Raw genomic sequence first — 11,114 nt, forward strand, 5'->3', positions numbered from 1 at the left:
GCTTGCTTTCTCAGGCTGGTGTGGCGCGGCGCGCGGCAATCGCGGCCAGCGCCTCTTCCACATCCGAAAAATCGATGCCGCCGAGGCGGTCGAGATCGAGCTCCCACCAGCGCGAGGCCAGCAGGCGTTCGATCAGCTCCGGCGCGAAACGGTAGCGCAGCACGCGCGCCGGATTGCCGGCCACGATCGCGTACGGCGGCACGTCTTTGGTGACGATGGCGCCCATGCCGATGATGGCGCCGGTGCCGATGCGCACGCCGGTGCGCACACAGGCGTTGTCGCCGATCCAGACGTCGTGGCCGATCTCGGTCGGCGCGTTCGGCGGCGCCAGGTTCATGCTGCCGTGCATGATCGTGTCGCCGTAGATGGCGCTGCAGTCGCGGTACTGGAATTCATGGATCGACAGCCAGTTGGTCGGGTGGCTGAAGGCGCCGACCGACACGCGCGCGCCGAACGTGCAGTAGCGGCCGATGTGGCTGTTGGCGACAAAGGAAAAGCAGCCGAGGCCGAAATAGCGGCCCAGGCGCGAACGGGTGACGCAGGAACCCTTGTCGACGGTGACATTGTCGACCAGCTCGGTGTTGACCACGGCCGCCCCGGGACCCAGGCGGATGAAGGGGTCGGTGGTCGCGAGCGCGCTGTCGCCGGGGTTGCTGCGGTTGATCAGCATGCGAGCCTCAGCGCTGCGGATGCAGCTGCATGCTCGGCAGCGGCACCAGGAACTGGCCGCCCTCGTCCATGTAGCGCTGGTGGCGCGCCATGATCGGCGTGCTGTACTGCCAGGCGATGATCACCACGATGTCCGGGCGCAGCGTGTACAGCTGTTCCGACGGATACACGGGGATGTGGGCGCCGGGGCTGTAGGTGCCGTGCTTGATCGGGTTATCGTCGAACATCATGGTGGCGCGCTTTTCCAGCTCGAAGTGGTAGAGCAGGGTGGTGGCCGTGGTCGAGGCGCCGTACACGCCGACGGTCTTGCCGGCCGCCTTGGCGGCGTCGATATACGCCAGCACGGTCTGCTTGCGCGCTTCGATGTCCTGGTAGAACTGGCGGTAGATGGCCGGTTCGGTGATGTGGCGGCGCTCTTCCTCGGCCATCATGGCCAGCAGGCGCGCGCTCTGCGGGCGCTGGCCGGTCGACTTGGGCTGGGCATAGCCGCGGATCGAACCGCCCTTGGTCGGCACGCGCTCGACGTCGAACAGCGACAGGTCGAGGCGGTTGAAGAAGCGCTCGAGCGGAATCAGGGCGTGGTGCGAGACGTGCTCGTGATAGATGGTGTCGAACACGAAGCCGTCGATCATGTCGGGGATGTAGGAGACCTCGAACACGAAGGCGCCGTCCGGGGCCAGCAGGGTGCGGATGCCCTTGACGATGTCGCCGATGCCGTCGGCATGGGCGAACACATTATTGGCGCACATCAGGCGCGCATGGCCAAGCTGCTGCACCAGCTGCTCGGCCACGGCCGCCGTGAAGAAATCGGGCAGGGTCGGAATGCCTTCGGCGCTGGCGGCGGCGGCGATATTGCGGGCCGGATCGACGCCCTGCACGCGCAGGCCGTGGTCACGGTAGGCCTTGAGCAGGGAACCGTCGTTCGAACCGATCTCGACCACCAGATCGCCGGGCTGCATGCCGAGCGTCCCGACCACATGGGCCGCGTACTTGCGGAAGTGGTCGACCAGGCCCATCGAGGCCGAGGTGCGGTAGGTGTAATTGCGGAACAGGATCTCGGGATCGACGATGTCGAGGTTCTGCACATGGCCGCAGGCCTTGCACAGATAGGTATCGAGCGGGAACAGCGGCTGCGGCTGGTCGAGCTCGGCCTGGCTCACGAAGGCGTCGCCGATCGGTGAGGGCAGGATGGGCAGGACCAGTTCCAGATCGGTACTGCCGCACAGGCGGCAATCATCGCGGTGGCGGTATTGGTTCATCGGTTTTCCTTTTAGGCCAGGTCACGCAGCCAGTCGGCGTGTTCTTCGATATAGGGACGGCCGTTGCCGGCCAGGCGTTTGATGCAGCGCGCATCGCTGGTGTTGTCGTCGGCCACCATCAGCGCCTGCTCGACCATCGTGGCCTCGTCGGCATCCCACTGCAGCAGGTATTCCGACAGCGGCGCGTCGAGGCAGAGCTCGGGCGACAGGTACTGGAAGGCACTGATCAGCTCGCCGCCTTTTTCCTGATACGGGGCGCGGAAGCCGAGCGAGCTGTGGCCCACCTGGACGTCCTTCGACACCGGCAGGATCTGGGTCATCTTGAAGCTCTTCAGGTTGCCGAGAAAGGTCAGGAAGCACATGCCATTGCCGCCGCTGATCATGCGCCCGCACAGGTGGGCGAAGGGGATCACCAGCTCGATCGGCAGGTCGACCGGAATCGTGCCCTGGACCGGCATGGTCTCGGGGCCGTTGTGCGGCTTGAGGCCGCCCATGTTCGTGAACACCGTGTAGCCGCGTTCCTGCAGGCGCGCGGCGACCGTGCTCCAGAACAGGTCGGGGAAGCGGCGCGCCGAATTATTGATCGGGCACAGCAGCACCGAGCGGCCCAGGCGCAGGCCCTTCTCCTGGGCCAGGGCCATCGCGCGCTGCTCGGCCTCGGGGGCGATGTAGGGCGCTTCCAGCTTGGCGTTCCAGGGCAGGCGCAGCACGAAACGCATCATGTCGGTTTCGCTGATGCCGCCGCGCTCGGGATAGCGGCCCAGGTATTTGATGCCGTCCGAATCGCGGAAGCCGCGGTCGATCCAGCAGGCCGAAATCGGCTGGTCGAGTTCAAAGCGGTCCTGGGGGATATAGCCGCTGCGCAGCATCGCATGCATGTGCTCGTCGGGCACGACGACGACCTTGAGGAAGCGGTGCGCATACATATTCGCCACCGACACGTGCTTGGGCGTGATCAGCAGGATGATGCCGTGGCCATGGTGCTCCACGAAGGCCTTGGCCAGGGCGCAGAACTCGGCGGTCTCGCCAATGGCATAGCCGCACAGCATGATCCAGGCCGGTTGGCCGGGGATGCGGACGGTTTCGTCCAGCATCTTGTCATACATGGCGTGCAGGCGTTCCATCGTCATTTCGCCAGCGTCGTCGGACATGCGTTTCTCCAGGAAAGAGGAATCCAGCCCGCAGTCTAGCGCGCGCCGCGGCATGCCAATCAGACAAACAGAAGGACAGAAGCGGTTCAACTCGGGTCGCGGGACCCATTGTAACGATGCCGAGGAGGAAAAAGAAAGCTGCTATTTTTCCGCAAGGAAACCTTGCAGCGGCGGCGGCGGGCCGTCCAGGGCCTGCAGCTTCAGGTGCGGGGCCTCGCTGGCGAGCAGCGCGGCCCCGCTCTGGTAGTCGCGCATGGCGCTGGTCAGGGCGGCCACCCGCGCCGACAGGCTGGGCGGCGCGGCCTGCAGGCTGGCGACGAACCAGACGTCGGCCGCCTCGTGCTGCCGGCCCTGGCTGTCGGTGTAGCTGGCGCGCTGGCCGATCCAGTTGCCGGCGTCCTTGCTGCTGCTGGCCTCGGCAGTGACGCTGAGGGCGACGATGCCGCGCTCGGCCAGGCTGCGCAGTTCGCCCGCATCGGTCTGGCCATTGCTGTTGGCGTCGACCCACACACTCAGGCTGGCATAGGCCGGATCGCTGGCGTCGATGCGGCCGTCGCCATTGCTGTCGAGCGCGGCCAGGGCCGCATAGCCGTCGCTGGCCGTGCGCCCGTCGGGCAGGCGCGTGGCCGAGCCGAACAGTTCGCTGCCATCATCGATGCGGCCATTGCCATTCAGGTCGCGCGCCAGCAGGCCGTCGGCGGCGCTGGCCCAGCCGGTGGCATCGGGACGGCCATCGGCGTTCAGATCGAACACCACGCCGGCCGTGATGTCGAGGCTGTGCACGCCATCGCCATCGAGGTCGAGCACGATCGGCGTGCCCAGGTTCAGGTAGGGCGCCTGGGCCGTCGTCAGCGCGCCGACCTGGGCCGCCGTCAGCGCGCGCACGGCGGCCGTGCTCAGGGCCTGCACCTGGTGGGTGCCGAGGATGGCGACGGCGGCGCTGGCCAGGGCCTGGATCTGGGCCGTGTTCAGGCCGCGCAGGGCCTCGCTGCGCAGCGCGGCGATGTCGGCCGTCTCGAGTGTGGCGATCACATTGGTCGAGAGCGCGGCCAGCTGGCGGCTGCTCAGCGCGCCGGCCTGGTCGGTGTTGAGGGCGATCGCCTGGTCCGAGCTCAGCAGCTGCAACTGCGCGCTGTTCAGGCTGGCGACAGTGGCGGGCGCCAGGGCCGCCACCACGCCGGTGCCGAGGGCGGCAAAGGTGGCCGCGCTGATCGCGCCGATCTGGGCTGTGCTCAGGCCCGGCATCTGCCAGGCCGCCAGCGCCAGGATCTGGGCCGTCGACAGGTTGGCGATGACCTGGGTGCTGAGCGCACTCAGCTGGGCGGTGCCGAGCGCGCGCAGCTGGTCCGAGTGCAGCGGCGCGAGCTCGGCCGTCGTCAGCACCGTCACCTGCTGCGAGCGCAGCGCGGCGATCACGGCGGTGGACAGGGCCGCCACCGCGTCCGTGCTCAGGGCATGCATGCTGGCCGTGGCCAGGGCCAGGAATTGCGTCGAACTCAGCAGGGCGATCTGCGTGCTGTCCCAGCCGCTCAGCTGGGTGCTGTTCAGATTGCGCATGGCCAGGGTCGACAGGACCTGGATCTGCTGGCTCAGCATGCTCGCCAGCTGATCGCTGCTGAGCGCCTGCACCTGCTGGCTGCGCAGACCGGCGAGGGCGGCCGTGCTGAGGGCGCGCAGATCGTTGCTATTGATGGCGGCAATCGCTGCGCTGCCGAGGGCCTGCACCTGGGGCACGCTGAGCACGGCGGCCTGCTCCGTGCCCAGATGCCAGATCTGGTCGCTGTTCAGGCTGGCCACCTGGACCGTGCGCAGCACCTGGATCAGCTGGGTGCCGAGCGCGCTCAGGTCGGCCGTTTCGAGCGCGGCCAGGGCCTCGGTGCCCAGGCCCTGCATCTGCCAGGTCGTCAGCGCCGCCAATTGCTCGGTGCTCAGGGCCACGCCCTGGTCGGAACGCAGCACGGCCAGCAGCTGCGGACTCAAGGCGCCGAACTGCACCGGGCCGAGCGTGCCGATCTGCAAGGTCGAGAGGGCGCGCAGCTGGGCCGTGCCCAGCGCCGCCAGCACCTCGGTGGCGAGCTGCGCGAGGTCGAGCGTCTCCATTGCCGCCAGCGCCAGCGTGTTGATCGCGGCCAGCTGGCTCGGGCGCAGGCCAGCCGCTTGCTGCGAACCGAGCAGGATGATCTGGTCGGAGTTCAGGGCCGCCAGCACCTGGGTGTGCAGGGCGCCGATCTGAGCCGAGCTCAGGGCTTCAAATTGCAGACTCTGCAAACTGCCCGCTGCGGCGCTGCCAGCCGGCATGATCTGCGCCGCGCGCAAGGCCGCGATCACAGCCGTGCCCAGCCCGGCGATGGCCTCGCTGGCCAGGGCCAGGCTGGCCTGGCTGCCCAGGGTCAGGAACTGGCGCGGACTCAGCCAGGCGAGCTGGGCGCTGTTGAGGCCATCGGCCTGGCTCGCGCTCAGCAGGCTCAGCGCTTGGGTCGGCAGGGCCTGCAATTGGGCACTGCTCAGCTGGGCGATCTGGCCGCTGTCCAGCCCCGGCAGCTGCTGGCTGCGCAGGGCGGCGATCACCTGGGTGCTTAGCACGCGCAGCGCATCGGTGTTCAGGCTGGCCCAGGCGGCCGAACCGAAGCCGAGCGTCTGCGGGCTGCCGAGCGCGGCCGCCTGCAGCGTGCTCAGGTGGAAGATCTGATCGCTGTTCAGGGCCGCCGCCTGGCTCGAGCGCATCGCCGCAATCAGCTGGGTCGGCAGCACGGCGAAGGCGTCGCTGGCGAGCGCGGCCAGGGCCTGGGTGCCGAAGCTCGTCCATTGGTTGAGGCTCAGCGCGTTCAGCTGGTCGGTGCGCAGGCCGGCCACCTGGTCCGAATTCAGGCGCGCCAGGAACAGCGGCGCCAGGCCGGCAAACTGCGGCAGGCCGAGACTGCTGATCTGCAGGCTGCTCAGCGCGCCCATCTGGCTCGTGTTCAGGGCCGCCAGGGCTGCCGGACTCACCTGCGCCAGATCGGCCGTCTCCATCTGCGCCAGCGCGCCGCTGGCCAGGCTGCTGAACTGGGGCGCGCTCAGGGCCGCCGCCTGCTGCGTGCCGAGCGCGATCACTTGATCACTGCTGAGCAGAGCGAGCTGCACGGTCCGCAGGCCGCTCACGGCCAGGGTCGACAGCTGGGCCAGATCAAGCGTCTCCAGCACCAGCATGCCCTGGCTGCTGATCGCCGCGGCCTGGGCCGCATTCATGCCGGCGATCTGGGCGCTGTCGAGCGCGACGATCTGGGCCGTATCGAGATTGGCGATCACCTGGACCTGGAGGGCGCCGAACTGCAGACTGTTCAGGGCGATCAGCTGGTCCGAGCTGAAGGACGGCGCCAGGGCCGTGATCTGCTGCGAACGCAGGCTGGCAATCGCGGCCGTGCTCAGCCCGGGCAAGGCCGCCAGGCTCAGGGCCGGCATGGCCACGCTGCTCAGGGCCAGGAACTGGGCGGGGCTGAAGGCGGCGAGCTGGCTGCTGTCCAGGCCCGGCACCTGCACGCTGCTGATCAAGCGCAGGCTCGGTAGCGACAGCGCGGCCACCTGGGCCGTGTTGAGCGCGGCCACTTGCACACTGTCGAGGCCGGGCAGTTGTTGGCTGCGCAGCGCATTGATCAGACTGGTGCTGAGGGCGCGCACGGCGGCCGTGCTCAAGGCCTGCAGGCTGTCCGAGCTCAGGCCCGGCAGCGCGCTCAGGCTCAGGGCCGCCGCCTGGGCGGTGTTCAGCGACGCCAGCTGGATCAGGCTGAGCGCGGCGGCCTGGCGCGACGCCAGGGCCGCGAAGTGCTGGCTGCCGAGGGCGCTGAGCTGCTGGGTATCGAGGGCATTCAGCGCGGCCGTGCTGAAGGCGGCAAATTGCGCCGTGCTGAGCGCGCCCAGCTGGCTGCTGCCAAGCGCCAGGCCCTGATCGGAACCGAGGCTGGCCATGCTCAGCGTCGACAGCGCGCCGAATTGCGCCAGGCCGAGTGTGCTCAGCTGCCAGGTGCTGAGATTGGCGGCCTGGGCCGATCCAAACGCGGCGATGGCGCTGCTGCGCAACTGGGCCAGGTCGACCGTCTCCATATTCGCCAGGGCGAGCGTGTTCAAGGCCGCCACCTGGGCCGCGCTCAGGGCCGCGGCCTGGCTGGTCTGCAGGGCGATCAGCTGGTCGCTGCTGAGCAGAAAGGCCTGGCGCGTGCTCAGCCCGGCCAGCGCGGCCGTGCCGACGCGCGCCAGATCGGCCGTTTCGAGCACGCTCAGGCCGAGCGTCGACAGTGCGCCCAGCTGCAAGGACGTCAGGCCCGCGGCCTGGTCGGTGCCGAGCGCGATCACCTGGTCCGAATTCATGCGGCTGATCACCAGCGTGCTGAGGGCGCCGATCTGCACCGAACTCAGCACCTGCCACTGGTCGGAACTGAGCACGACCAGCTGGCGCGTGCCGAAGCCGGCCACGGCCGCCGTCGCCAGACCCGGCAGCGCTTGGGTGCTCAGGCTGGCCATGCTGTCGCTGCGCAGGGCCAGGAACTGGGCGCTGCCGAGCGCGCCGAGCTGGGCGCTGCCGAAACCCGTAACCTGATCGCTGCTGAGCGCGCCCATGCTGCTCAGCGACAGCGCCGCGATCTGGCGCGTGCCAAAGGCCTGCCATTGGTCGCTGCTGAGGGCGGCCACCTGGACCGTGCGCAAGCCGGCCACCGCCGCTGTGCTGAGCGCGCGCAGGGCCGCGCTGCTGAGGAAGGCCATGGCCTGACTGTTCAGACTCTGGGCCTGCTCGGCATTGAGGCCGACCGTCTGCTGGCTGCCGAGCGCCAGGGCCTGGTCACTGGTGAGGGCCGCTGCCTGCGGCGCGCGCAGACCGGCCAGGGTCGCGCTGCTGAGCACTTCGATATCCTTGCCCGGCAGAGCCTGCAGGGCCAGGCTGCTGATCGCGCCCAACTGGGCGCTGCTGAGCCAGCCGGCCTGGACACTGTTGAGCGCCTGCACCTGATCCGAACTGAGCTGGGCAAACTGCTGACTGCCGAGCGCGCCGAGCTGGCTCGAGCCGAGGTGCTGGATCTGGTCGGTGTTCAGGCCCGCCACCTGGCTGGTGCGCAGGGCCTGCAGCAGACGGCTCGGCAATATGGCCAGCGCGTCGGTGCCGATCGCGCTGAGCGCGCCCGTGTTCAGGCTGGCGAACTGCAGGGTGCTGAGACTGCGCAGCTGGGCCGTGCTCAGCGCCGCAGCCTGATCGGAGCCCAGGCCGAGGAATGCCTGGCTCGACAGCACACTCAGACGCGCCGTGCCGAGGCCCTGCAACTGGTCGCTGCTCAGGCTGCCGGCCTGGGCGCTGCCCATGCTGGCCAGCACCTGGGTGCGGATCTGGGCCAGGTCCTGGGTCTCGAGGGCCGCCAGGGCCTGGCTGCCGAGGCTGGCAAATTGCTGACTCGTCAGCGTGGCGGCCTGGCGCGTCGTCAGCGCCTGGGCCAGGTCGGTACGCAGGGCCGCCAGCTGGGCGCTGCGCAGGCCGGCGATGGCCTGGGTCGACCACTGGGCGAAGTCTTCCGTTTCGAGCACGGCCATGGCCAGCGTACTGAGCGCGGCCGCTTGCGCCGAACTGATCCCGGCCACCTGGGCGGTGTCCAGTGCAACGACCTGGTCGCTGCGCAGATTGGCAATGGCGTTGGTGCTGAAGGCCCCGATTTGGGCGGAAGTGAGTCCGGCCAGCTGCGCTGTGCTCAGCGTAGCGACCAGACTCGAACTGAAGGAGGCGATGACGACCGTCGACAGGGCATTACTGCCGACGGTCGGAGAGGCAGGCATGGGCAGGGAGGCCCTGCTCAGGCTTTACTTCGAGGCCAGGATGCCATGCAGCGGGTGCTGTGCTTCCAGGGCTTTCAGCTTGCGGCTGTCGTCGCTGGTGGCCACGGCATCGCCGAGCGGCTGGCTGGCACCGAACTCGCGCAGGGCATCGACCATCCGGCCGACGCTGCTGGCCATGGCCAGCGTGCCCTTGGCGGCGTCGCCCGCATCCAGCTTGACGGCCGGAGTGCTGTCGGCGCCAGCGCTGTTCTGGCTGCTGAAGTTCGACATCGCCGCGGCCAGGGCACCGACCTTGTCGGCCATGTTGCCGTTGACGTTAGCCACGAACCAGACGTCGGCTGCAGCATGCTGGGCGCCATCGCTCGTGGTGAAGCTCGAGTTCAGGCCGATCCAGTTGCCGTTGTCCTTGGCCACCGAAGCATTGGTCTGCAGGCTGATCGAGGTGATCTTCAGATCGGCCAGGGACTTCAGCTCGCCGGCTTCGGTCTTACCGTCGCTGTTGGCATCGACCCAGACCTTCAGATCGCCGAAGCGGGCATCCTTGGCATCGATCACACCGTCGCCATTGCTGTCGAGGGCGGCCAGGGCCTGGTAACCATCCTTGGCTTTGCTGCCGTCGGCCAGCGTGCTGCCCGAACCGAACAGTTCGCTACCATCGTTGATCTGACCGTCGCCGTTCAGGTCGATGGCGAGCAGACCGTCCTGGCTCGACACCCAGCCCGTGTTCACCACGTTGCCGTTGCCGTTCAGGTCGAACTTCACGCCAGCGCTGATGTCCAGGGTCTTCACGCCGTCGCCGTTCAGGTCGAGCACGATCGGGGTGGCCAGGTTCAGATACGGGATCTGGGTCGAGGTCAGCGCGCCGACCTGATCGGTGGTCAGGGCACGCACTTCGGTCGTCGTCAGGGCCTGGATCTGGTTGGTACCCAGGTTGTGGATCGCATCCGTGCTCAGCGCCTGGACCTGGGCCGTGTTCAGGCCGATGATGGTCGAGGTCTTGATCAGCACCACATCCACCGTCTCCAGGTTGTTGATCGCATTCGTCGACAGGAAGCTGATCTGACGGCTGCTCAGGGCCTGGATCTGGTCGGTCGTGAAGGCGGCCGCCTGATCGGAGGACAGCACTTGCAGCTGGCCGGTGGTCAGGTTCGCAATCGCGGCCGTCGACAGCTGCGCGAAGTCGACCGTTTCGAGGGCTGCGAACACGCTGGTCGCAATCGCCTGGATCTGGTTCGAACGCAGGCCGACGATCTGGGTCGAGGTCAGGTTGACGATCTGATCCGAGGTCATCGTGTTGATCACCGCGGTGGTCAGGGCGCCGACCTGGGCCGACGTCAGGGCCTGCAGCTGATCCGAGGTGATCACCGCACCGGAGCCGGTCGTCACTTCAGCCGCCGTCAGCGAGGCGATCACCGAGGTGCTCAGGCCAACGATGTCGTTGGTGGCCACGTTCGCCATCGCGTTCGTGTTGAGCGCCTGGAACTGCGTCGAGGTCAGGGCCGTCAGTTGCAGCGAGGTCATCGCCTGGATCTGATCGCTGCCCAGCTTGTTCATGGCCAGGGTGGTCAGGTTATTCACCTGCAGCGTGGTCAGGTTGCCCATCTGGTCGGTATTCAGACCAGCCACTTGCGAGCTGTTGAGGGCCTTGATCACGCCGGTGCTCAGGGCACGCAGGGCGACCGTGTTCAGACCGCTCAGCGCCGTCGAGTTGACCACGGCAGCCTGGGCAGCGCTCAGGGCAGCAGCCTGGGCCGAGGTCATGGCCGACAGCTGGTCGCTGTTCAGCGCGCCGACCTGGGTCGTCTTCAGACCGAGGATGGCGGTGGCAGTCAGCTGGGCGAAGTCTTGCGACTCGATGCCGCTGACGCCGGCGCTGCTCAGCGCGCCGAGCTGGGCGCTGGTCATCACCGAAGCCTGCAGGGTGTTCAGGGCTGCAGCCTGGTTCGAGTTCAGGGCGCTGAAGCCGGCCGTGCTCATGGCCTGCAGCTGGGCGCTGGTGAACAGCGGGATCTGGTCGGTGCTCAGACCCACAGCCTGCAGAGTCTTCATCGCGCCCATCGCAGCGTTGCTGATCTGGGTGACGTCATTCGTCTCCAGACCGACGATCGCTTGCGAGCTCAGGTTCGAGAACTGCAGGGTGCTCAGCGCGCCCACCTGGCTCGAGTTCAGGGCCGCGCCTTGATCCGAAGTCAGGTTGGCCATGGCCAGGGTCGACAGCACACCGAACTGGGTGTTGCCCAGG

The 11,114-nt window shown here is 68.1% G+C and carries 4 protein-coding genes and 1 pseudogene; all 5 read right to left on the bottom strand.

Annotated features, from left to right (window positions below; translation table 11 throughout):
- Nucleotides 1–10: 10 nt before the first annotated feature.
- On the bottom strand, nucleotides 11–670 hold the full coding sequence (locus tag LZ005_RS20195; protein ID WP_237810313.1) for a CatB-related O-acetyltransferase: 660 nt from the start codon (nucleotides 668–670) through the stop codon (nucleotides 11–13).
- A 7-nt stretch (nucleotides 671–677) separates the two neighbouring features.
- Nucleotides 678–1,928: a class I SAM-dependent methyltransferase gene (locus LZ005_RS20200; protein WP_237810314.1), complete on the bottom strand. Its 1,251-nt coding sequence runs from the start codon at nucleotides 1,926–1,928 to the stop codon at nucleotides 678–680.
- Nucleotides 1,929–1,939: 11 nt separating this feature from the next.
- A complete protein-coding gene (locus LZ005_RS20205; protein WP_237810315.1) occupies nucleotides 1,940–3,079 on the bottom strand; it encodes a hypothetical protein in 1,140 nt (379 codons plus the stop codon).
- Between the two features lie 141 nt (nucleotides 3,080–3,220).
- Nucleotides 3,221–8,872, bottom strand: a complete 5,652-nt coding sequence (locus LZ005_RS20210) for a heme utilization protein (protein WP_237810316.1) — start codon at nucleotides 8,870–8,872, stop codon at nucleotides 3,221–3,223.
- A 24-nt stretch (nucleotides 8,873–8,896) separates the two neighbouring features.
- Nucleotides 8,897–11,114 (bottom strand): annotated as a pseudogene (locus LZ005_RS20215) (heme utilization protein); the annotation flags it as partial.

Origin of the sequence: Massilia sp. TS11, assembly GCF_022012445.1 — a bacterium.
GTDB lineage: Bacteria > Pseudomonadota > Gammaproteobacteria > Burkholderiales > Burkholderiaceae_D > Telluria.

Bases quoted from the DNA above. Each gene is read 5' to 3' on its own strand.
- LZ005_RS20195 (WP_237810313.1), bottom strand. From the start codon at position 670: ATGCTGATCAACCGCAGCAACCCCGGCGACAGCGCGCTCGCGACCACC.
- LZ005_RS20200 (WP_237810314.1), bottom strand. From the start codon at position 1,928: ATGAACCAATACCGCCACCGCGATGATTGCCGCCTGTGCGGCAGTACC.
- LZ005_RS20205 (WP_237810315.1), bottom strand. From the start codon at position 3,079: ATGTCCGACGACGCTGGCGAAATGACGATGGAACGCCTGCACGCCATG.
- LZ005_RS20210 (WP_237810316.1), bottom strand. From the start codon at position 8,872: ATGCCTGCCTCTCCGACCGTCGGCAGTAATGCCCTGTCGACGGTCGTC.